Origin of the sequence: Aquimarina sp. Aq107, assembly GCF_943733665.1 — a bacterium.
Taxonomy (GTDB): Bacteria; Bacteroidota; Bacteroidia; order Flavobacteriales; family Flavobacteriaceae; genus Aquimarina.
In genome coordinates, this window is sequence record NZ_OX030782.1 from 3,081,244 (window position 1) to 3,106,389 (window position 25,146).

Below are 25,146 nucleotides of genomic sequence, written 5' to 3' on the forward strand. Positions count from 1 at the left end.
AAATGAAAACCGCATATATAGTAAAAGCATATAGAACAGCCGTAGGAAAAGCGCCTCGCGGAGTGTTCAGATTTAAAAGAACTGATGAGTTAGCTGCTGAAACAATTCAGCATATGATGAAAGAACTACCACAATTAGACAAAAGCCGTATTGATGATGTTATTGTTGGTAATGCTATGCCAGAAGGATCTCAGGGTCTTAATATGGCACGTTTAATATCATTGATGGGACTAGAATCTATTGATGTACCAGGTGTTACTGTAAATAGATTCTGTTCTTCTGGAATTGAAACTATAGGTATGGCTACTGCAAAAATACAAGCTGGAATGGCAGATTGTATTATAGCTGGTGGTGCAGAAAGTATGAGTTCAGTTCCAATGACTGGATACAAAACAGAATTAAACTATGATTTAGCAAAGTCTGGTCATGAAGATTATTATTGGGGAATGGGAAATACTGCAGAAGCGGTTGCCAATCAATTTAATGTTTCTAGAGAAGATCAAGATGAGTTTGCTTACAATTCTCATATGAAAGCTTTAAAAGCGCAAGCAGAGGATCGTTTTCAGGATCAAATTGTTCCTATCAATGTTGAACAGATTTATGTTGATGAAAATGGTAAAAAAGCTAGCAAATCATACACCGTAAATAAAGATGAAGGACCACGTGCCGGAACTAGCAAACAAGTATTAGGTAAACTAAGACCTGTATTTGCAGCTGACGGAAGTGTGACTGCTGGTAATTCTTCTCAAATGAGTGATGGTGCAGCTTTTGTAATGGTAATGAGTGAGGATATGGTAAAAGAATTAAACCTTGAGCCAATCGCAAGACTTGTAAACTATGCAGCAGCTGGTGTAGAACCTAGAATTATGGGAATTGGTCCTGTAAAGGCTATTCCTAAAGCATTAAAACAAGCTGGTTTAAAACAAGATGATATCGATCTGATTGAACTTAATGAAGCTTTTGCTTCTCAATCACTAGCCGTGATGCGTGAACTAAACATCAATCAAGATATAGTGAACGTAAATGGCGGGGCTATTGCTTTAGGTCACCCACTTGGTTGTACTGGAGCTAAACTTTCTGTTCAGTTATTTGATGAGATGCGCAAACGTGATATGAAAGGTAAATACGGAATGGTAACCATGTGTGTTGGAACAGGACAAGGAGCCGCAGGTATTTTTGAATTTTTGAACTAAAAAAATAGAATAAAGAAATAACACTAATAAAATGAGTACAGAAACTTTAAATAAAGACATTCTTAGAGGAGGACAATTCCTTGTGAAAGAAACGAAAGCTGAAGATGTATTTACTCCAGAAGATTTTTCTGAAGAGCAAAAGATGATGCGTGATAGTACCAAAGAATTTGTAGATAGAGAACTTTGGGCAAACTGGGAGAAATTCGAATCAAAAGATTATGCTTTTACTGCAGAGTGCATGAAAAAGGCAGGAGAACTTGGTCTTCTTGGTGTTGCTGTACCAGAAGCATATGACGGTCTAGGAATGGGATTTGTTTCTACAATGTTAGTATGTGATTATATATCAGGTGCTACAGGATCATTTAGTACTGCTTTTGGAGCTCATACTGGTATTGGTACTATGCCAATATCATTATATGGTAATGAAGAACAAAAGAAAAAATATGTTTCTAAATTAGCTACTGGAGAGTGGATGGGAGCATATTGTTTAACTGAACCAGGAGCAGGATCTGATGCTAACTCTGGTAAAACTAAAGCTGTTTTATCTGATGATGGTAAGCATTATTTGATCTCTGGTCAAAAAATGTGGATCTCTAATGCAGGTTTTTGTAATGTAATGATTGTTTTTGCTCGTATTGAGGATGACAAAAATATCACTGGATTTATTGTAGAATATGATCCTAACAATTCTAACGGTATCTCATTAGGTGATGAAGAAAAGAAATTAGGTATCCACTCCTCTTCTACTCGTCAAGTTTTCTTTAGTGACACTAAGGTCCCTGTAGAGAATATGTTATCAGAAAGAGGTAATGGATTTAAAATTGCGATGAATGCTTTAAACGTTGGACGTATCAAATTAGCAGCAGCTTGTTTAGATGCGCAACGTAGAGTAATTGGAGAAGCTACTAAATATGCTAATGAGCGTATTCAGTTTAAAACTCCAATTATGAATTTTGGAGCAATCAAATCTAAGATCGCTGAAATGGCTACGAATACCTATGCAGATGAATCTGCAAGTTACCGTGCTGCAAAAAATATCGAAGATAGAATTGCTATCCGACAAGCGGAAGGAAATACACATCAAGAAGCTGAATTAAAAGGAGTTGAAGAATACGCTATCGAGTGTTCTATACTAAAAGTAGCTGTTTCTGAAGATGTTCAGAATACTACAGATGAAGGTATTCAAATATTTGGAGGAATGGGATTCTCTGCAGATACTCCTATGGAATCTGCTTGGAGAGATGCTCGTATTTCTCGTATCTATGAAGGTACTAATGAGATCAACCGTATGTTAGCTGTAGGTATGCTAGTAAAGAAAGCAATGAAAGGTCATGTAGATCTTTTAAATCCTGCTATGAAGGTTGCTGATGAATTAACAGGAATTCCTTCTTTTGATACTCCTGATTACTCTGCTTTATTTGCAGAAGAAAAAGAAATCATTGCAAAATTAAAGAAAGTATTCTTAATGGTGGCAGGAGCTGCTATGCAGAAATTTGGTCCGCAATTAGAAGAGCACCAACAATTATTAATGGCTGCCTCTGACATTCTAATTGAAATCTATATGGCGGAATCTACAATTCTACGTACAGAGAAAAATGCTAAGCGTTTTGGAGAAGATTCTCAAGAGATTCAAATTGCAATGTCTCAATTATACTTATATAACGCAGTAGATATCGTTATTAAAAAAGGAAAAGAAGGAATCGTTTCTTTTGCTGAAGGAGATGAGCAACGCATGATGTTAATGGGACTTAAACGTTTCACTAAATATGCGAACCAACCAAATGTGGTTGCATTAAGAACAAAAATTGCTGATAAAGTAGCTGCCGAAAACGGATACTGCTTTTCATAACAATAATAATATATCCGTTCCTAAGGATTAAAACTAGGAAGTTGTTTAATTTTGATTTAAGAAACCGTCTTTCTGTTGGGGAAAGACGGTTTTTTTATTTATCAAATTTTATCTACCCTCTACATCCACGTAATACTCCAAAAAGGAAATCATCAGCAGCTTGCGCATATTCATCTCCACAATTACGATCAAAAGGATTCGTACTTCCACCTAATACACGTCCGCATTGATCATGATCTAAACAATCTTTAGTCCAAGCACTAGCGATAGAAAAAACACCCGGACAACCAGAACCGCAACGGCCTAAACAACGATCACCATTTACCAATTCACGATCTCTATATATTTGGCCTTCATTATCATCGTACACAGCAGTAACATATGTATTTTTTCTAATACAAGTTATTCCATCATCATTACCTTTCACTAGATTGGTTTGGTTCCCTTTAAAAACAATTTTTTCGTAACTATAATTACTTGGAGATTTAGCCCAATATTCTAGTAATTTCAATAAGGTGAATTCTGCCATCGTAAAATCATCCACAGAACCATCCTTAAATAGATATGCAGAGATCTCTTCTCCTATCATTAATAATGTTTCTTTCTCTTTACTAGATAACACAACATTCTTACCATCGATTTCAATAAATTCTGTATCATAATCTATTGAAGCGACTAGCCTTACATCATTTATCGCTACTTTAACAGTATAATAATTCGATTTTTCTACAACTTTATATGCTATCTGGAAACCGTTAAGTTCTTTTTTTCCTTCTAATTGATCTTCTTGATGAATTTCTAATCCAATTGTTTCATCATTATTGGAGTCCTCTTGATTATCACAAGAGTTTAATAAAAATAAAAACAAAAAGATGTTTACTAAAAATTTAAATTGAATTTTCATGATTTGATATATTTAAGTTAGTTATACTAAAATACTTTACTAATCTAAATTTCTTACTACCAAATGATTATCAAAACATTAATCTAATTTAATATTATGGAAATATCACATTATAGTTCATTAAGAAATTTTTAAAAAACAATAAATAAGTACGCTAATAATTCATTAAAAGAGCCTCAAATTTTTACAAATACAATAAACAACTGTTAATTATATGTTGTTTTTCAATATATTATGTGAAATAACAAGAATTTATCAACACGAAAACGTTGTAGTAGCTTTTCGGAAGATAAGAATTGAATATTTCGTAATAACTTAGTAGAAATTTAACACAAGAAACACTTTTACAAACTAAAACTTATGAATTATGAAATCAATTTCCCCTCCTCCGAAAATTTCGAAATTATTTGAGCTACTCTAATTAAATAAAATAGTTCTATTAACTAATCAGTCAGAATAAATAGAACCTGTTTTTTTTGAATAAAAATTTTGAAAAAATCACTTATCTATAGTCGTCATAATTACTGTTTTTATAATTAAGAGCACCAAATTCTTGATTATCTTTTCATTAAAACAAACAAAGTAAGTTTCGCTGGTTGTCAGACAAACTTCTATTTTCTTGTATATATACGTCTTTCCATAAGTTATTTATTTCATATTCTTATTTACCTAAGAACGAAAATTTGCGAAAAAAACTTACTCACTTATTACAAACTACTGTTTTCAACAGAACAAAAAATCTTAAAATGAAAAGAAAAAACCTCTTAAAAATCCTGGTAAGCTTTTTATGTTGCTTACCATTTTTACAGTTACAGGCACAAGATGAAGATGTAATGTTTCAGGCTTTTGACTGGAATGTACAAAACCAACCTGCAGGTCAAACTTGGTACGATGTTGTTTCTAGTGTTAGAAATACCATCAGTGATGCAGGAATTGACCTAATCTGGATGCCTCCTCCAAGTAATTCTGCCGCCCCACAAGGATATCTGCCTAGAGAGATTAATAACTTCGATAGCGCCTATGGTACTACTAATCAACTGAAGTCATTGATCGATCAATATCATAATTTAGACATTAAAGTAATAAGCGATATTGTAGTGAATCATCGAGTAGGTACTAACGACGCAGTTACATTTACAAATCCGGCTTGGCCAACATTTTATATTACAGCCGATGATGAAGGTAGAAATTTTGTAAATGGTCCTGTAGAGTTTAGTATTAATAATGATTTTGTACCTGGATTTGAGTTAAAAGCAGATGGTTCTAGTGGAGGATTTGCAGCTGCCAGAGACTTAGATCACAGAAATCCAGCAGTAAGAGCAGAGATTATAAAATGGATGAAAAAGTTACAAGATGACCTTGGTTTTGATGGATGGAGGTATGATTTTGTTCATGGATACGATCCCATATACAATAAAGAATATAATGATGCTACAAACCCTTACTTTGCGGTAGGAGAATTACTAGAAAGTAGCAGAGTACAAACGAATAATTTTGTAAACAGAACACAAGGTTCATCTTCTGCTTTTGATTTTAACACAAAAGTAAGTTTACAAAATGCAATTAGAGACAATAATTTATCCTATTTAAGAGATGGTCAAGGTAGACCTTCTGGTATGATGGGTATCAATCCAACTAAATCAGTTACTTTTCTAGACAATCATGATACTGGTTTTGCACAGCAATGTTGTGGATCAAATTTTGTTTTTCCAGGTGGAGAGACTAATCTTAGAAAAGGATATGCATATATTTTAACACATCCTGGAAATCCAATGGTATTCTGGACTCATTTCTTTGATACTGGAGCAGGTGTGCAAAATGCTATTAAAGATCTTATAGCAGCTAGAAAAAGTGTAAGAATTCATTCTGGATCTACAATTAGTATTGATGAAGCAAGAGGAGATTTATACGCAGCTTACATCGACGGAAGATCTGGAACACTAGCTATGAAACTAGGATCTGGTAATTGGTCTCCTAATGGAAGTGGATGGACACTACAAACTTCTGGTACTGATTATGCGGTATGGACACAAGGCGCAAATACTGGCGGAGGAGAAACGGTACCTCCATATACTGTTAATTTCTTTAAACCATCAGGTTGGGGGTCTAATATCAATGCATATGTATTTGATGCTGGAGCAAATGCTACACTTCCTGGGACTAGTGATTGGCCTGGAAATAATATGACGAACATTTCAGGAACAGATTGGTATTCTTTTACCATTACTCCTCCTGCAGGTGTTTCTGCAGCTAATCTTAGAGTTATCTTCAATGATGGAAATAACCAAACTGATGATCTATCGAGGAGTACCAATGGGTGGTACCGAGGAAATAATTGGTCTAACAATTGTCCTAGCGATTGTAGTAGTAGTGGATCAGGAACATCCAATGATGTAACATTAAACTTCCAAAAACCTGGCGGTGGATGGGGTAATAATACCAACATGTACTTATATAATAAATCCACAAACCAAACACTGTCTGGAACCGCAGGTTGGCCTGGAACAATTATGAACAACTTAAGTGGTACATCTTGGTGTAGAAAAACTTTTACATTACCTAATGGAGTAGCTACAAATGATGTTGGAGTAGTTTTCAATAATGGAAATGGTCAACAAACAGTTGATCTCACAAGAGGTACTGATGGATGGTTTATAGTAACCGGAAGCAGTAATGGAAAGAGAACCGGAACTTGGTCTAATAACTGCACTAATAATTGTCCTACTAACAGAGCAATGGAATTAGCTGATACAGCTGATAAAGAAAATACTTCTATAATAGAAAAAAGTATAGTTACTCTTTGGCCAAATCCAATTAAAGATAGAGGTACATTAAGCGTAAATACATCAGAAAATGGTATTTTAAAAGTTAGTATCTCTAATATTTTAGGTCAAACTAAAACTATATACAGTCAAAACACACAAGTAGGAAATCAAACTATAGAAATTAATTCAAGTGATATGCGAGAATCCGGCATCTATTTTGGTACGGTAACATTAAATGGTAAAAAACTTAAAAGAATTAAAATTGTAAAACAATAATTTTTTTGTCCTAATTACTTACCAATAATTATCACAAGTTGATATGTTAGTCAAGAAGCGGTCGTTTTAATAAAACGACCGCTTTTTTTCAACCTTATTTAATTCTGACATCTTTTCTGTCAACTTTACAAAATCTTAACTTTTATATATCGCCAATAAAAAGCGTATTGTTTTTAATATCTTTCCACTCTTTAAAAATTCAATTATTAATTATAATATTCATATTGTGAAAAAAATAGCTTTCATTTTATCTCTAATCATATTGATATCTTGCAAAAATCAAGAACCAAAAAATTCCGATAAAACAATTGCAGATTCAACGGAAAAAACTGCGCTTCCAAAAAAAGAAAAAAAAGATCATCAAATTCGAGATATTAAAAAAGCAGAAATAGCTCCCAACATTGATGGAGATATGAATGATCCTATTTGGAATCAGACGAAATGGTATCCTATGGATCAAAATTGGATTGGAGAGTTTCCTGATTTCAAAGATTTCTTAGGTAGATATAAAATGGCTTGGACTCCAGAAGCTTTGTACATTTTAGTAGAAATTAAAGATGATATCTTATATGATCAATATAAAGATCCACTTAAATTATGGTGGGATGATGATTGTGTTGAGATATTTATAGATGCTGACAATTCTGGAGGAGAACATCAATACAACAACAACGCGTTTGCATATCATGTAGCATTGGATGGTAATGTTGTGGATCTAGATTCACAGAAAAAACCATTACTTTATAATAATCATGTAAAAATGAAACGTACAACAAAAGATGATGTTTCTATATGGGAATTCGAACTAATAGTATATGATGATACTTACCAAGAAGGTAAAGCCAATGATCCTGTTGTTTTATCTAAAGATCAGAAATTAGGTTTCGCTATCGCCTATAATGATAATGATACGAGTAAAGAAAGAGAAAATTTCATGGGTTCTGTATTTGTTCCTGGCGAAGATAAAAATCAAGGCTGGATTAATGCTGATATCTTCGGCACTATAGTTCTTGTCGAATAAAATAAATCTCTAAAAATATAGAAAAGGAATTTTCCGTTATAATACTCTTATAACATTGTTTCCATCAATTGTTCGTCTTTAGTTACATCTTCAGAAAAATTAACTGCGGTTTCTATAAGTGCTAAATGAGAATATGCTTGCGGAAAATTCCCTAACAATCTTTTAGATTTAAAATCTATATCTTCGCTAAAAAGTCCTAAATGATTACTATAAGATAATAATTGATCAAACATTTCTTTTGCTTTTTCCTTCTCTCCTATTTTATTTAAGCTATTGATAAACCAAAAACTACAAATAGTAAATGATGAGGACGGCAATCCAAAATCATCTTTGTTCTTATAACGATATAACAACCCATCATTACATAATTCTTTTTCTGTAGCTTTTACAGTACTTATAAATCTTGGATCCATTGCCTCTATGAAACCATAAGATTCCATTAATAACGTAGAAGCATCTAAATCAGAGGATCCATAAGATTGGGTATAAGCCTGCACCTCTTCATTCCAGGCGTTCTTATAAATATCATTATAAATCCGATCTCTAAGCTCAATCCATCTCGTATTATTTTCTGTTTTACCAATAAGTTCTCCTATCTTAATTGCTCTATCTACAGCTACCCAACATAACAATTTCGAAAATGTAAAATGTCTTTCTTCTGTTCTAAACTCCCAAATACCTTTGTCCGGTTTTTCCCAGTTTACATTTACAATATGAACGATACTTTTACTAATTGTCCATAAACTCTCGCTATCATCTACAGCACAATCAAATTTTACGAATTGTTGGTAAATTACATTCATCAAAATCCCATAAATATCATTCTGTTTTTGATGAAAAGCAGCATTCCCAATCCGTACGGGACTAGAATCTTTATAACCGCTTAAATGATCCAATGTTTTCTCTGTAAGATCCTTTTCGCCATTAATCCCATACATAATCTGGATCTTTTCATCTTTATCCGGTATAATATCTATAATAAACTGAAGAAAACGTTGCGCTACCCTTTTATGCCCTAAATCAGAAATCACTTTTATTACCATAGAGGCGTCTCTAATCCAACAAAAACGATAATCCCAGTTACGAACTTCTCCTATTGTTTCGGGTAAAGATGTAGTCGCAGCAGCCAAAACAGCTCCAGATTTTTCATAACTAAGTAATTTAAGTACCAATGCACTTCTTAAAATCTGATCATTATAAACTGCATACGAAGTAGTTTTCTCACTCCAATTCATCCAGTACACACGCGTTCTCTGTAGCTTAAGATAACATAGTTCTAAGGATTGCTTTAGAATTTTTTCGTGATAACTGATTAAAAAATAAGCATTACCAGATAAAACTATCTCTTCTGAATTTAAAATAGCTTCTAAATCTAAATCAGAATAAAGGTATAACGTATCATATTTATCTTTATCTGTTATACTTTTTATGTATTCATCAGTTTTTCTAGAATAAGTCTCCTCTTTAGCATATTCCAATCTAGGATTATATCTAACTCTAAAAGATGGCTTTCCTGAAATCAATTTAATATATCGTATGATATCAGCTGGTGTATGATAAGTACCATCTTCATTCTGATATCTAGGCATAAAATCTATACTTTCGAAAGCATCTGTCCCATTATTAAATTCGGTAACTAGAATATTTGTTTTGGCGATATACTTTTGAGAAATAGTATATTTATCTGAAACTAAAATTTCAAAAGAGCCTCCTTTTTTTTCATCTAAAATTTTTGCAAAAACAGACGAAGAATCAAAATTTGGCAAACAACACCAATCGATTGCTCCTTGTTTAGAAATCAACGCTGCACTTTTACAATTCCCTATAATTCCGTAGTCCAAATTGTCCATATAACCTCAAGTTCTTTTAAATAAACGTACCTTTATTCACTGAACCGAAATTTAATCAATCAAATTTAGTCAACCAACTTTCACCACCCTTTATGAGCAAAACTATCATAATCTCAAATCGACTACCCCTACAATTAGAAATTGATAATAATTCTATTAAAACTACACCAAGTGTTGGAGGATTAGCAACAGGAATGAAGTCCGTACACTCCGGAAGTGATAGTATTTGGATAGGATGGAGTGGGCTAACCGAAGAACAATTAGACACTAAAAAGAGAAATTTAGTTAATAATGCACTAAAAAAACATCAATGTGTTGGTGTACCACTTACAGAATTAGAAATAGAAGGATTTTATTATGGTTTTAGTAATAATACCCTTTGGCCGTTATTCCATTATTTCATGGAATATACTGAGTTTAACAAAGACAGTTGGGAAGTATATCAACAAGTAAATCAAAAATTTGCAGATGTAATTATAGAGAACCTTGGAGAAAATGATACCATTTGGGTGCATGATTATCAACTATTATTATTACCAGAAATGATCCGAAAAAAGAAACCAAATGTAACTATCGGTTTCTTTTTACATATTCCATTCCCTTCTTATGAAGTTTTTAGAACAATTCCTTGTAGAGAAGAATTGTTAAAAGGATTATTAGGTGCGGATCTTATTGGTTTCCATACCTATGATTATGAACGTCACTTCCTAAGCTCAGCCCAAAGAATTTTGGGATTAGAAATCAATTTTAATAATGTTCATATTGACAATAGAATAGTAAAAGTAGATTCTTTTCCTATGGGAATTGATTATGATAAATTTCATAACGCTGCGACTATTCATAATGAAAAAGAAAAAAAGGATCAAACTGAAATACAACAGAAAATAGACGAACATTTAGTTAGTGGAGATCGTGCCAAACTTATTTTATCCATTGATCGATTAGATTATACTAAAGGGATTGCTAATAGATTAAGAGCTTTTGAATATTTTTTAGATAAATATCCTCAATTTAAAGGTAAAGCTAGACTTGTTATGCTTGCCGTTCCATCCAGATCTAATGTTCCACAATATCAATTACTAAAAAACGAAATTGACCAATTGGTAGGTAGAATTAATGGAAAATTTTCTGAAGTAAGCTGGACTCCTATTTGGTATTTTTATCGTTCTATGCCTTTTGAAAACCTGATTGATTTATACACTTCTAGCGAAGTTGCTTTACTTACTCCTATTAGAGATGGGATGAATCTTGTAGCAAAAGAATATATTGCTTCTAGAGTAGATCAAAAAGGTGTGCTTATTTTAAGTGAAATGACCGGAGCTTCAAAAGAAATGAGTGAAGCACTTATTATCAATCCTAATAATTTTGAAGAAATAGCAGATACATTAAAATTTGCTTTAGAAATGCCAGAAGAAGAACAAATAAAAAGAAATAAAGCACTACAAAAACGATTAAAAAGATATAATGTAGAGAAATGGGCAAATGATTTTATGGAATCTTTAAATACAACTAAAACTACTGCCAAGAAATATTCTTTAAAAAAACTGACGCCTTCTATTAAAAAGGATTTATTTAATGATTATAATACTTCAAAAAATAGAATTTTATACATTGATTATGATGGTACTTTGGCACCCTTTGAAAAAATTCCAGAAAATGCAAAGCCAACTCAAAAAATATTTGATATTTTAGATACGTTACAAAGCGATGATCGTACCAAAGTAATTTTAATAACTGGAAGAGATAAATTCACATTTAATAAGTGGTTTGGTCATAAGGATTATACCTTAATCACTGAACACGGTGCTTGGTTAAAAGAGTACAATAAAGATTGGGAACTTTTGGAACGAGTTAGTAATGATTGGTTCGAGTCGATCGCCCCAGTTTTAGAGTCGTTTACTGATAGAACACCAGGTTCTCTTATAGAAGAAAAAAATTATTCATTAGCTTGGCATTTTAGAAATGTAGATCCTGATTTGGGAAAATTAAGATCCATGGAACTAAAAACAACCATACAACATCTAATAGCTAATCACAACCTAGAAATTCTAGAAGGTGATAAAGTATTAGAGATAAAAGTTAGTGGAATTAATAAAGGTAAATCAGCGTGTAAAATGCTAACTGAAAAAGAATATGATTTTATCTTTGCCATTGGAGATGATTGGACAGATGAATACATGTTTAAAGAATTACCTTCTTCCTCATATACAGTTAAAGTTGGACTTAAAAAGACTATTGCTAAATATTATGTAGAAGATACAAATCAAGTTCACGAATTATTAAAAGAATTTAATAACCAATTATAAGAACATATATCTGAAACCAAAAATTTATATACTTCCGGTAATAATTATTGCGCAATTTTTCTGTACTTCATTGTGGTTCGCAGGTAATGCAGTAATTGATGATTTCGCTGCTCAATTTAGTGTAGGATTTAATATTCTTGGATATCTTTTATCCACTGTACAATTCGGTTTCATCGTCGGCACGCTAACCTTTGCATTACTTACGATAGTAGATAGATTTCCTCCTTCTAAGGTGTTTATGATTTCGGCAATTCTAGGAGCACTTTGTAATATTGCCTTGCTAATACCTAATATTACCGTATTAAATGTATTAACAGCTAGATTTGGTACTGGTTTCTTTCTTGCAGGAATATATCCTGTAGGTATGAAAATAGCATCTGACTACTATAAGGATGGATTAGGAAAAGCCCTTGGGTATTTAGTTGGTGCTCTGGTTTTAGGAACTGCGTTACCACATTTGCTAAAAGAACTTTCTTGGAATAGCGATTATAAAATTGTAATACAATCTACAAGTCTTTTAGCTGCTATAGGAGGAATTTTAATCTTTATGTTTGTTCCTAATGGTCCATATAGAAAACCTGTTTCTAAACTTCAATTGGGTGTCATCACAGAGCTTTTTGGAATTGTTAGTTTTAGAAAAGCAGCTTTAGGTTATTTTGGCCATATGTGGGAATTATATGCTTTCTGGGGATTTGTTCCTATATTATTAAAAACATATGTAGAACAACATAGAATAGGAATTCCGATTTCATTTTGGTCATTTATTATTATCGCAGTAGGTTTTTTCTCTTGCATCATTGGTGGATATATTTCTTTAAAAACAGGTAGTAGAAAAGTAGCTAGGTATTCACTTATTGTTTCGGGATTATTCTGCATTACCTCTCCTCTATTATTTCAGTTAAATACAGAAATCTTTTTAGGATTATTATGTGTTTGGGGAATGGTTGTTATATCGGATTCTCCTCAATATTCAACTTTAGTTGCAGCTGCTGCCCCACCAGAATTACGAGGAACAGGGCTTACTATAGTTAATTGTATAGGTTTTGCTATTACAATCATAAGTATTCAATTACTTTCATATGCAGTTACCAAAATTGATCCTATATATATATTCGTATTTTTAGCAATTGGACCAGCCATTGGATTATATAGTTCTAGAAAACAACTACTATAAACTCTTAACAAATACTTAAGAGAATACTTGATAATTCAGTGTATTTTAGAAAACAAAACCAATGCGAAAACATCTCTCATTCATACTACTATTTCTTGTTTTTATAGTATCAGCCCAACCAAGCACTGAAGTCTATTTGTTTGATATTCTTGTAAATGGAGAAACATTAGAGCTAAAAAACAAACGAAACATTTCTAATAACGAAGGATACGACAACCAGCCATCCTTTTACAATGATAATATTGTACTTTTTGCTTCTACTAGAAACAAACAAACGGACATTGCCAAATATAATATTAGAGATAATAAGGTAGATTGGATATCTCAAACAGCAATAGGCAGCGAATATTCCCCTACTAAAATTCCAAATCAAAAGGCAGTATCCGCTATCAGATTAGATACAACAGGAACACAGTTATTGTATCAATATGACTTTAAAAGTGGAAAACCAACCATTCTTATAAAAGATCTAATTATTGGCTATCACGTTTGGTTTGATCAAAACACATTAGTTTCTTCTGTTTTAGAAGATGGAGGCTTATCACTAGTAGTCTCTAATCTTAAGACAAAGGTAAATAAGACTTTTCAGAAAAAAATAGGACGATCATTACATAAAATCCCCAATACACCACTCATTAGTTATATAAGTAAAGAAAATGAAGAATGGGAAATAAGGTCGTTAAATCCAATTACCGGTGAAACTAATAAAATAATCAGCACCATACCAGAAGCTGAGGATATGTGTTGGTTGATTAATGGAACCATTTTAATGCCAAAAGGGAATACTATTTTTAAGTTCAACCCTAAAACGGATACTCGTTGGAGTATCTTTCATACATTTCTTGATAACGAAATTGCTAATATTAGCAGAATTAAATCCAACGAAATAGGAACAATGCTCGCTTTAGTATCAGATGTTTCTCCGGAACAAATTGTACAAAAACAACTAGATGCTTATAACAAACGAGATGTTAATGGCTTTGTAGATACGTATTCGGATAATATAAAAGTATATAATTATCCAAATAAATTGATTTACGAAGGAAAAGATCGACTAAAAAAAGGATATGCCTCTTTTTTCGAACAAACTCCAGACTTACATTGCGAAGTAAAAAAACGGATTGTTTATGGTAATAAAGTAATTGATGAAGAATTTCTGATCATGAATGGTCAAAAGAGAAAAGCTGTCGCGATTTACGAAGTAGAGAATGGAAAAATTGCTAAGGTTACTTTTATACAATGATCTTTTTTACAGATTTCAAGTTTTTTTAAACATAAAAAACCTGAGAAAATAATAATCATTTTAAAGCAAATTGAAATTATAGATGTTTTCTTAATTTGATGAGTTCTTGTATTAAAATAAAAATTCAATTACTAAAAATTAATACATTTAATACCATAAAAGATCATCGCTTAATCAAAAATTAGTAATTCAAAACCTGTAACTAAAAATTCTATCCGCAGTCCTTAGTTATAAAGTAAACTTGAATCTAATATGAAAAAACTAATCTTATTATTAACTGTAAGTATAGCACTTACAAGTTGTACAAATAACAAAAATATCTCTGAGGAAGATAAAAAACAGATCATATCAGAACTTAATGCTATCGAAATACTTGATCAAAAATACGCTAGTATACCTCCTAAAGGATTAAGAGAAAAATATGGTAATGAAAAAGCTTGGGAGATTTTTGAAAATCAAAGAGATAGTGTTGGAAAAATAAATCAACAAAAAATTAAAGAATTATTTAATAAATATGGTTATCTCGGAGAACGCAAAGTTGGGCAAGAGGCTTCAACAAGTTTTTGGCTTCCAATTCAACATGCAGATAACGACATCCCTTTTCAGCAAGAAATGCTAACAGCGATGGAGAAAGAAATTAAAAACGGAAGTAATGACAAATATCATTTCGCAATGTTAGAGGATAGAATTCATGTAAACCTAAATAAACCTCAACGTTTTGGTACTCAATTGACATACAATAAAAATGGACAAGCAATACCTAAAAATGGCTTAGTAGATTCCACAAATATTGATAACCTTAGAAAAGAATACTCTCTTCCTGCTTTAAAAAAATATTATAATGAAATGACAAAGGCACATTTTCAAATGAACAAACAAATGTATCTTAACAAAGGAATTACAAAACCACAGTTATATCAATAAAACCTAATGAGATATAAAAATAGTAAGTAGTTTAAGCGTTGTTATCAAACCCTACATCAACATTACCTATATCCCTATTTACATTTTAAAGAGTATCTTACAAAGTATTGAACAGGAATTAATACTATTATGCAGGTAATTTTAGGTGCAAATGGAATAATTGGAGAGGAACTAGCTAAAGAATTACGATCCCATTATACCAAAGAAATTAAACTAGTCGGACGAAACCCAACAAAAGTACATACAGATGACTTTTTGTTCAAAGGTGATCTGTTGCAAGCAACAGATGTTCATAAGGCTTTAGAAAATGCTAAGATTGCGTATTTAACCGTAGGACTACCTTACCAATCTAAAATTTGGTTAAGAGATTGGCCTATAATCATCAAAAATGTAATATCAGGCTGTAAAAAAAACAACTGTAAACTTGTCTACTTCGACAATACATATGCATATCCGCAAGACAGTAAAATTCAAAAAGAAGATACACCTCTACAACCAAAAGGTAAAAAAGGAGAAGCAAAAAGAATAGCTACAGAGCTTCTGTTGAATGCAATAAAGAACAAAGAAATTAATGCTGTAATATGCCGAGCACCTGAATTTTATGGGCCAGGTAAAACAAAAGGAATAACGAATACACTTATTTTTGATGCGCTAAAAACCAATAAAAAACCAAAAGTATTTCTAAAAGATAATGTCTTAAGGACTTTTATTTATACTCCGGATGCTAGTAAAGCAATGGCTTTAATTGGAAATACTTCAGATACATATGGTCAAACCTGGCACCTTCCGTGCGATGACAATCGATTAACATACAAAGAAATCATAGAACAAATCTCGTTACAATTAGATAGAAAAATAACATACAATATATTAGGAGTATTTATTCTAAAAATAGCATCGTTTTTTAATCAAAATATCAGAGAAACTAAGGAATTATTACCTAGGTATAATATTGATAATATTTTCGATTCTTCTAAATTCAAAAATAGATTTCCTGATTTTAAAATAACTTCTTATCAACAAGGTATTAGCAACATAATTAAAGATTATAAAATTAGGTAAAAGAACAAAAAAGTAACCTCACCTAAAACTTAAAATATATTCTTTTACTCTATTAATGTTTTATTATTTTACCTAATAATAAATCTAAAGTGTAACATTTATTAGATAACCAAATCTTTAAAAATAAACACTTAAAATCAAACCTCATGCGAATAACTACAGTTATAATTTTCGTCTTTTTTCAATTATATCTTATAAACGCGCAAACATCTTTAAAAGAAATCAACTTAGATTTTGGAAAATATAAGGTAGGCTTTAAACACTATACATCTATTGATAGTACAAGAACTTATCAAATCGGAAATGAATTCAATAATCAATATATCTATAGACCGATACCAATCAGTGTATGGTACCCTGCAAGTATTAATAATAAAAACTCAAAACAATTATCCATTTTAAATTATTTAGAAATTCTAAAAGAAGAAGAAGAATGGAAAGATTTACCAAACTCGTTTTTATTAGATTGGTTTTCTTATTTATGGAACACACCCCAAAACCAAGCTCATCTTTCCGAAAAAGTAAATGCTTTTACCAATATACTAGCCATAAAAAATAAATTTCCTGTTATTGTTTATGCTCCTAGTTATGAAGCCTCATCTATCGAAAACTTTACATTATTCGAATATTTAGCAAGTAATGGGTTTGTGGTAATATCAAGTCCATCTAGAGGAACAGATACTAGATTATTAGAAGGAGGGAGTACAAAAGACGTGGAAACACAATCTAGAGATGTCGAATTCCTTTTAAAAGAAATTCATAAATATGAAAATATTGACCCCAATAAAATAGCTCTTATGAGCTTTAGTTTTGGTGGTTTATCTAATGTGATAACAGCGATGAAAAATAAAAATATTAAAGCCATAGTAAGTCTAGATGGAACTGAAAGGTATCGGTATGCTGTTCTAGAAAAATCACCATACTTTAATTTAGATAAATTTGATATCCCATATATACATTTCGCCCAAAAAGATATTCCTAAAAAAGTACTTATTAGTGATAAAATTCCTGATGAATTAAATTATGAATTTCAATTATATGATTCTCTAAAACATAGTTTCATCTATAGTTATAAATTCCATGATCTTTCTCATTCTTATTTTAGTTCTTTTGGGGTATTATTTGCTAATAGAGATAAAAGGCAAGATAAAAGTGATAAAAAAATTATGTCTTCCTATAAACTATTATCCGAACAAACATTGCAGTTTTTAACTGCTACTTTAAAAAACAATCAAGATGTGAAAATAATGATTGAAGAAAATCTTGCCAAACACAATATCTCAGATAGCTTGATTTCCAGAAGAAATAAAAAACCTATCCAAAAAGCATTTGATTATACGGATTTTAATGATATCGCATATTATCAAGATTATCAAAACCTAATTTCACTTTATAAAAAAACAATAATAAAACATCCAAAACTTAAGTTAGAGGAAAGCATGCTAAATACACTAGGGCTTAGATTATCTTTTAATCCTTTAAAAATAGAGCAAGGTATAAATGTGTTTTTATTAGCGCTATACTTATATCCTACATCCGCCAATTTATATGATAGCTTAGCAGAAGTATATCTTTATAAAAAAGATTACAAAAATGCTATTACAAACTTCAAAAAATCATTAGAATTAAACCCTGAAAATCAGAATGCAATCAATAGACTGAAACATTTAGAAAATAAGAAATCCATAGAAGACTAAATTATTCTTAAGTAAAAGTAGTAGGCAAATAATTAATACAAAAAGTAATTTTTAAAAAAATGAACTACCATAATAAGTCATTTCGTCCAATACAAAATTCGGAAAATGGGGAAACAACAGAAGAAACAATTTTTGAATATATACAGGAAGGTACAATCTTAACTTCGGAATATAGTGGTGGTCAAATCAAAAAAGGACACCTAATCGGATTAGTGGATGAAAACGGAAATATCGAAATGCGTTACCATCAAATAAATAACAAAGGAGAACTAATGACCGGAATCTGTTTTTCGAAACCAGAAATATTAAATAATGGAAAAATACGCCTTCATGAAACTTGGGAATGGACATCTGGAGATAAATCCAAAGGAACATCCACTTTAGAAGAAATATAAAAAAAACAGGGTAACATTTTTAGCTATAAAGCTACATACGATAAACCATGTTACATCTCATGAAAAACACAATCATACTACTTATCATCGTTCTAACTTCTAACTTAGCTCAGGCACAGTTTATAAAACAAAAATCTATCAATGCTCAAATTGGTTATGGACTAAGTGCTCCTTATAACAGTGTTGATCAAGTTGTTAATAATGGTTTTTTTATACAAGGAGAATTTGTACTAAAAATTACTTCTTGGGTTGAGTTCAAACCTTATGCAGGTTTTATAACTACTAGTTCTAATAGAAAAGATATAAATGATAATCCTACAGATGAAAAAGCCGAGACAAAAGCTTTTTTACTAGGTGGAAAAGCAAGATTGAGAGCACCAATTCCTTGGGTTGCTCCTTATGCAGAAATTGGAATTGGAACTTCTATTGGAAAATTTGAAACAGTAACTACCTTTGATAACATTGATAAAAGCGGTATTATTTATCACATCCCATTTTCTTTTGGATTAGAATTAGGAAAAAATCATACTATTGATTTAGGATTTGCTTATTATTTTCAGCCAACTGTCCAGCAATATGTTGGAGCATTATCCCTTGGATTTACATTCCCGTTAAACTAAAAACAAAGAGTTATATTATCAATAATTTATTCCTCCTTGTTATTTGTAATTAAAATAATAAGCGTAATTTTCATAAAAAGATATACTATGAATAATAAAGCTACTCTAGTTTTTCTAGCTTTAATAATTACATTTTCCTTTACTCATTGTTCCAAAAAGAAAAACACTAGTAAGAATGATAAAAGTTCAGTAATTGACACTACAAGAATCGAAAAATTCAAAGACTATTATCCTTCGGGAAATCTTAAATCTGAGGGACAATTCAGTAACAAACAAAAAACGGGAGAATGGATTTCATATTATGAGGATGGAACTCAAGAATCCATAAGAAATTACAAAAACAATGTGTTAGATGGATATCAAAAGATTGATTATTCGCAAGTTTTGTGTATGGAAGGATATTATAAAGACGGAATAAAGATCGGTACTTGGAAAAGCTATTTTAAAAGTAATAAGAACCTTAAATATCTTAAACATTTTGATGATAATGGAAAAGCAACCGGAGAATGGAAAAGTTATTATGATAGTGGTGAACTCATAAACGTTGAAAATTATTCAAATGGAACACCCAACGGAAAACAAATTGAATATTTTAAAAATGGTAATATAAGTAAGATTGGAGAAAAACAAAATGGCAAAGAAAATGGAGTTTGGAAATATTACTATGACAATGGAATCTTAAGGTGTGAAAGAGAGTTTAAAAACGGAGTCGACAACGGAAAGTATGTTCAATATTTTAAGAATAGTAAGATTTATAAAATAGGTACTAAACAAAATTTTAAAAAAATTGGAACCTGGAAAACTTTCGACAAACAAGGAAAATTAGTAGAAACCATTTCTTATGAGAATTAAAATTACAGATACCGAATTCAATTAATGTGTGAATTAAATTTAAATATTTTTAATCTTCTTATAATAGCATCTGTATTTATAGGAACTACGTTTGGACTATTATTAATTCTTACTAAGCGGGTAAATAAAAAAGCCAATGTACTACTTGGGCTACTTACGTTTATCATTGTTTTATGGAATATTTGGATATTAAGTCTAGACTTTCAGGTAAGCAACTATCTCCCAAATTTTCACTTAATACCATTACATTACTCTCTAGCTCTAGGACCATTATTATATCTATATGTAAAAAAAATAACCAACTTTAATTATCGTCTTTCACGAAAAGATATCCTTCATTTTTTTCCTTTAGTTATAGAACTCATTATACATTTTGTAATTAGTCGTGATGCACTAATAAATAACACCATTGGTATCGAGACGACTACATATCTTCAATTAATGCCTATTGTACAGTTTCTTGCTATAATATCTATTGTCACTTACTGTATATATGCGCTAAAAGAAATTAGAACTTATCATAATTGGCTAAACAAAAATTATAGTAATAACGATGCATACAGCTTAAGATGGTTATATAGATTAATTATCATATTTGCCATACTTTGGTTCTTATGGACACCTTACACTATTATAGATTACGTTCTATTTAATTTCCAATTAGGACTAGCAGATTATTATCCAATTTATGTATTACTATCAATTGTTACTATTTGGATTAGTGCCGAAGCCTTTTTGAGACCAGAAGTAATTTTATTAGAAACCAACAGAGAAAATAATATTAAAAAAGAGAAACCATCCGAAGAAATCTTAAAAAAAGCATCTTGGTTAAAAGAACAAATGACAACCAATAGATTTTACCTTAACTCAGAATTGACATTAAAATCCTTAGCAGAAAACCTTGATATGCATCCTAATATTTTATCGAAGGTAATCAATGATGGTTTAGGTAAAAATTTCTCAGATTTTATAAATGAATATCGTGTAGATACAATTATAGAAAAAATGAAGAGTGAAAATTATGATCACATTACGTTGTTAGGTCTATCATTTGAGTGTGGTTTCAATTCAAAAACAACTTTTAACCGAGTCTTTAAAAGTATTAAAGGAGTTACTCCTTTACATTATAAAAAGTCTATCAAAAATAGTTCAAAACATCCTTAAATGAGTCCCATTATATAACATGGAGCTTTTGGAAGCCTCAATAAATCTATGTTTGTTGAATAATTCAATTATCAATCAAATATAAAATCAAAAATGAAATCAAATTATTTAGTACTTATTGCTTGTCTTATAATGGCCTGTAATACCTGTAAAAGTTCAACACCCGAAATCACCCAAACTAAAGAAACTGATAATCTATATTTTTCTAAAGTTGACTTCAAAAAAAATCGCCCTACATCGGATAATTATATCAAAAGTTTTACATTAAACAAAGATGCTTTTCTGAACATCCATTTTACTTTAGAACAACCTCTTATTGAAAGTCTTAAATTATTAGCTCCTACCCTATCCCAAGATCAACTATTAAACAAAGGGAATTTTCAATTTTCATTCTTTGTAGATGGAAAAAAAGTTCACGTAGAAAATCTAAATAAAGGTGCAGGAACTATAGATGCTAAAACAACCAAACTTAAATATATGGTTCCCTTACTCTACCCTAAACAGATTGATTTTTGGGGTTGGTTCATGTGGTTAAGATTCATGAAATTAAGTGGCGGACAAGATATCTTAACAGAAGGTAATCATTCTTTAACAATAGAGATAAGGCCCTATTTAAAGCAAGAAACATTAAAAGTAGGTTCTATTCTCGCTAAAGGGAGTATCTCAATAGAAGTGGATAAAATCAAAGTTAATGAGAACTTAATACCCCTTCAAAAAATACAACCAAATAGTGGTTGGGAAATATCGAAAGATAATTTTGATCATCGAAAAATAGAAGCGTTAAATAGAAAAATCGCTGAAAAAAGATTTGAAAACATTAACGGAATTATAGTCATAAAAGAAAATAAGCTTCTAATAGAAGAATACTTTAATGGTGAACATAGAAATAGCTTACACGATGCTAGGTCCGTAGGAAAATCATTTGCTTCTACAATGTTAGGAATTGCCATCGAAGACAATTTTATTGAGAGTGAGAAAACTTTTCTAAAAGATTTTTACAGTTTAAAATCCTTCAAAAACTATAGTAAAAAGAAAGATTCAGTAACCTTAAAATCTCTTCTAACCATGAGTTCAGGATTTCTTGGAGATGATAGCGATTATAGCAGCCCAGGAAATGAAGAAAACATGTATCCAACAGATAACTGGGTTAAATTTTCACTGGATTTACCCATGGAAAAAAGTAAAAAAATAGAAACCGATTTCACTTACTTTACCGCAGGAGTAGTGATTTTAGGTGATATCATTCATAAATCTGTTCCTGATGGATTAGTTTCTTATGCGGATAAAAAACTTTTTAAACCACTTAATATCACTAATTATAAATGGCAATATACACCTCAAAAAGTTGGTAATACAGCGGGAGGAATACAACTAAGAGCTATTGACTTTGCAAAATATGGCCAACTATACAAAAACAAGGGTAAATGGAATAACAAACAAATTATAACCAAAAAGTGGGTAGAAAAAAGTTTATCAAAACAAATATCACAAGAAGCTGCAGGCATAAAAAATGGATATTACGGATATCTTTTTTGGAACAAAATATATACTGTTAATGGCAAAGATTATGAGGTTTCTTTCTGCAGTGGTAGAGGCGGAAACAAAATTTTTATATGTAAAGACATTCCTTATGTAATAGTTATAACCTCTTCTGCATATAACAATCCTAACGCACATCCTAATGCAGACAAAATAATGAAAGAATATATATTACCTGCAATCACTAACAACTAATAAAGTTAGCAGGTATACTATAGAAACATAAGGCGGTTTATAATTATTCTTTAAGGTTTTACTAATTAATAAAACCGTCTTATGCATTTTTAGACGACAAAGCACAATCTAATGCAACAGATGATTGTAATGAAACATCAATTTACATTTACATAATAACGGCATACAAAAAGTTTACACCTTTGCAGAGTGATAAAAACATCTATTTTATTTAACTTGGAATCAACACTAAAACAAACCACTTCCTGCCCTATCTACCCCATACTAGAAGATACAAAGTAGTTTGGCACACAGTATCAGAATTTAGATAATAAATTATAACCAGAAACAAATTTCAAAAAAATGGACGAAATACTTATCTCTGAGGTTTTCCAAGAAGTTGATCTATCCAAAAAAGATATATCAATGATTGACAACAATTTAACGCTAGTCAATTATAAAAAAGGAGACCTAATTCTACGGCAAGAGGAATTTGTCTCTAATAAATATTATATTCATTCAGGATGCTTAAGATCTTTTTATATAGATGAACAAGGAAAAGAGCACACACTACAATTTGCAATAAAAGGATGGTGGATAAGTGACTATAATGCCTACTTCAAGGGGGAAAAAGCAATCTCAAATATTGAATGTATTCAGGATTCTGTATTGATTAAAATGTCTAAACAAAACAGAGACTATCTTTTTAAAGAAATCCCTAAACTAGAAACGTTCTTTAGAATTAAATTTGAAAACACCATTGCTAGTTTTCAAAAAAGGACGTTAGCCGTATTAAGTTATAATGCAAAAGAAAAATACTTACAGTTTGTAAATACCTATTCTGAAATTGAACAAAATGTAAAAAATTATCACATAGCTTCTTACTTAGGAATAACAAAAGAAAGTCTAAGTCGTGTTAGGAAAGAGATTGCAAAAGGCTTATAATGTGATTTTAAAAAAAAGTGCATTGTTAATTTTATTATCATATATCAATTTTTAGCCTTTTGATTGCATATACATTTGTATTCATAACTTAAGAAAATACAGATGAAAAAATTAATAATCGTAACCCATCCAGATTTAAAAAATTCTAAAATAAATAGGTCTTGGCTTCGTGAATTCAATAAATACCCCAATGATTTTGTTATTCATTCATTATATAACAAATACCCCAACCTCAATTTCGATATTACGGCAGAACAAGAACTCCTATTGAAACATCAAGAAATAATCTTTCAGTTTCCTCTTCATTGGTTTAGCACCCCCTTTGCCCTAAAGCAATATATCGATCAGGTACTCACCTATGGATGGGCGTTTGGTCCTAATGGTGATAAAATAAAAGGGAAAAAAATTAGTTTTGCGATTTCTACTGGAGGAAAAAAAGACTCATACGAATCTATAAATGCAATTAGTGTTTCCAATTTATTAAATGATTTTAAATTAAGTTTTCAATATTGTGGCTGCCTCATAGATGAACTTCACATTTTTTATGGCGCAATGTTTAATCCTTCCGAACAATCCATACTAGAAAACACAGAAGAATATTTGAACAAATTTCGATAACGTGAAAGATCAGAACCTTAGATCGAAATAATCATTTCAATTATATAAGCATGAAAAATATTATAACACTTTTAGCAATTACATTATTAGCTATTGGATCTGCAATAGCACAAAACAAAAACGACAAATACATGAAAAATAAAACAGAAAAAATAGAATATTTTCAACTTCGCTCTAAAGAAGTGGAGAATGGATTTGGATATTCATTTGCTATAAAAACAGGTAATAAAATTAAAGCTTCTGGAGCGGTTAGTATGGATGCTCTTGGAAAACCAACAGCCGTTGGAGATTATACTCAGCAAATGAAAAACTGTTATGCGGATATACAAAAAATGCTAGAGCATTATGATTGTACCTTTGATGACATAATTGTCGAAAATATATACACAACTGATATGAAATTATTTATGGAAAATTTGGAGTATCGAAAATCATTATATAAAAAAAACCACTATCCAAAATCTACCTGGTTAGGAGTTACGGAATTAGCTTTACCAGAGTTTATGATCGAAATAGAAGTCGAGGTATTCAAGCCAGAATAGTATTTAATTGCTTATCTATAATACACTATTAAT

General features: G+C 31.0%; 20 protein-coding genes. 18 read left to right on the forward strand and 2 right to left on the reverse strand.

Annotated elements, in window-relative coordinates; translation table 11 throughout:
- Positions 1–2: 2 nt before the first annotated feature.
- On the forward strand, positions 3–1,193 hold the full coding sequence (locus NMK29_RS13225) for an acetyl-CoA C-acyltransferase (RefSeq protein ID WP_027392074.1): 1,191 nt from the start codon (positions 3–5) through the stop codon (positions 1,191–1,193).
- A 31-nt stretch (positions 1,194–1,224) separates the two neighbouring features.
- A complete protein-coding gene (locus tag NMK29_RS13230; RefSeq protein WP_108803767.1) occupies positions 1,225–3,042 on the forward strand; it encodes an acyl-CoA dehydrogenase family protein in 1,818 nt (605 codons plus the stop codon).
- Between the two features lie 112 nt (positions 3,043–3,154).
- Here NMK29_RS13230 and NMK29_RS13235 read toward each other — a convergent pair whose 3' ends face one another.
- Positions 3,155–3,946: a hypothetical protein gene (locus NMK29_RS13235; protein ID WP_108803766.1), complete on the reverse strand. Its 792-nt coding sequence runs from the start codon at positions 3,944–3,946 to the stop codon at positions 3,155–3,157.
- Positions 3,947–4,692: 746 nt separating this feature from the next.
- Here NMK29_RS13235 and NMK29_RS13240 point away from each other — a divergent pair.
- Together NMK29_RS13240 and NMK29_RS13245 are read left to right on the forward strand one after the other, a co-directional pair.
- The gene (locus tag NMK29_RS13240) at positions 4,693–6,987 is read left to right on the forward strand and encodes a starch-binding protein (RefSeq protein ID WP_108803765.1); all 2,295 of its coding nucleotides are present in this window, start codon (positions 4,693–4,695) and stop codon (positions 6,985–6,987) included.
- A 226-nt stretch (positions 6,988–7,213) separates the two neighbouring features.
- Positions 7,214–8,008 (forward strand): CBM9 family sugar-binding protein, encoded by a 795-nt coding sequence (locus NMK29_RS13245; protein WP_234424280.1) that lies wholly within the window; start codon positions 7,214–7,216, stop codon positions 8,006–8,008.
- Positions 8,009–8,055: 47 nt separating this feature from the next.
- Here the strand turns inward: NMK29_RS13245 and NMK29_RS13250 are convergent, their stop codons facing one another.
- The gene (locus NMK29_RS13250) at positions 8,056–9,858 is read right to left on the reverse strand and encodes a glycoside hydrolase family 15 protein (RefSeq protein ID WP_108803764.1); all 1,803 of its coding nucleotides are present in this window, start codon (positions 9,856–9,858) and stop codon (positions 8,056–8,058) included.
- A gap of 92 nt (positions 9,859–9,950) precedes the next feature.
- Here NMK29_RS13250 and NMK29_RS13255 point away from each other — a divergent pair, with 92 nt between their 5' ends.
- The 14 genes from NMK29_RS13255 to NMK29_RS13320 all read left to right on the forward strand — a co-directional run bounded on the left by NMK29_RS13255 (position 9,951) and on the right by NMK29_RS13320 (position 25,113).
- Positions 9,951–12,164 (forward strand): bifunctional alpha,alpha-trehalose-phosphate synthase (UDP-forming)/trehalose-phosphatase, encoded by a 2,214-nt coding sequence (locus tag NMK29_RS13255; protein WP_108803763.1) that lies wholly within the window; start codon positions 9,951–9,953, stop codon positions 12,162–12,164.
- A 46-nt stretch (positions 12,165–12,210) separates the two neighbouring features.
- Entirely contained in the window at positions 12,211–13,338 is a 1,128-nt protein-coding gene (locus NMK29_RS13260) for a nitrate/nitrite transporter (protein ID WP_367182328.1), read from the forward strand.
- Positions 13,339–13,399: 61 nt separating this feature from the next.
- Positions 13,400–14,581, forward strand: coding sequence for a nuclear transport factor 2 family protein (locus NMK29_RS13265; protein ID WP_108803761.1), 1,182 nt, complete (start codon positions 13,400–13,402; stop codon positions 14,579–14,581).
- Between the two features lie 252 nt (positions 14,582–14,833).
- Entirely contained in the window at positions 14,834–15,505 is a 672-nt protein-coding gene (locus NMK29_RS13270; RefSeq protein WP_108803760.1) for a DUF6624 domain-containing protein, read from the forward strand.
- A gap of 129 nt (positions 15,506–15,634) precedes the next feature.
- On the forward strand, positions 15,635–16,567 hold the full coding sequence (locus NMK29_RS13275) for an NAD-dependent epimerase/dehydratase family protein (protein WP_108803759.1): 933 nt from the start codon (positions 15,635–15,637) through the stop codon (positions 16,565–16,567).
- Between the two features lie 146 nt (positions 16,568–16,713).
- The gene (locus NMK29_RS13280; protein WP_108803758.1) at positions 16,714–18,264 is read left to right on the forward strand and encodes a tetratricopeptide repeat protein; all 1,551 of its coding nucleotides are present in this window, start codon (positions 16,714–16,716) and stop codon (positions 18,262–18,264) included.
- A 59-nt stretch (positions 18,265–18,323) separates the two neighbouring features.
- On the forward strand, positions 18,324–18,659 hold the full coding sequence (locus NMK29_RS13285) for a n-acetylglutamate synthase (protein ID WP_108803757.1): 336 nt from the start codon (positions 18,324–18,326) through the stop codon (positions 18,657–18,659).
- Positions 18,660–18,718: 59 nt separating this feature from the next.
- Positions 18,719–19,279 (forward strand): outer membrane beta-barrel protein, encoded by a 561-nt coding sequence (locus tag NMK29_RS13290; RefSeq protein WP_108803756.1) that lies wholly within the window; start codon positions 18,719–18,721, stop codon positions 19,277–19,279.
- Between the two features lie 87 nt (positions 19,280–19,366).
- Positions 19,367–20,131, forward strand: coding sequence for a toxin-antitoxin system YwqK family antitoxin (locus NMK29_RS13295; protein WP_108803755.1), 765 nt, complete (start codon positions 19,367–19,369; stop codon positions 20,129–20,131).
- A gap of 24 nt (positions 20,132–20,155) precedes the next feature.
- A complete protein-coding gene (locus NMK29_RS13300; RefSeq protein WP_108803754.1) occupies positions 20,156–21,295 on the forward strand; it encodes an AraC family transcriptional regulator in 1,140 nt (379 codons plus the stop codon).
- 93 nt (positions 21,296–21,388) lie between these two features.
- Positions 21,389–23,029 carry a serine hydrolase gene (locus NMK29_RS13305; protein ID WP_108803753.1) on the forward strand — a complete coding sequence of 547 codons (1,641 nt, stop codon included), beginning with the start codon at positions 21,389–21,391 and terminating at the stop codon, positions 23,027–23,029.
- Positions 23,030–23,371: 342 nt separating this feature from the next.
- Positions 23,372–23,953, forward strand: coding sequence for a Crp/Fnr family transcriptional regulator (locus tag NMK29_RS13310; protein WP_108803752.1), 582 nt, complete (start codon positions 23,372–23,374; stop codon positions 23,951–23,953).
- 102 nt (positions 23,954–24,055) lie between these two features.
- Positions 24,056–24,571, forward strand: a complete 516-nt coding sequence (locus NMK29_RS13315) for an NAD(P)H-dependent oxidoreductase (protein WP_108803751.1) — start codon at positions 24,056–24,058, stop codon at positions 24,569–24,571.
- Positions 24,572–24,621: 50 nt separating this feature from the next.
- Positions 24,622–25,113, forward strand: coding sequence for a RidA family protein (locus tag NMK29_RS13320; protein WP_108803750.1), 492 nt, complete (start codon positions 24,622–24,624; stop codon positions 25,111–25,113).
- The last annotated feature ends 33 nt before the right edge of the window (positions 25,114–25,146 follow it).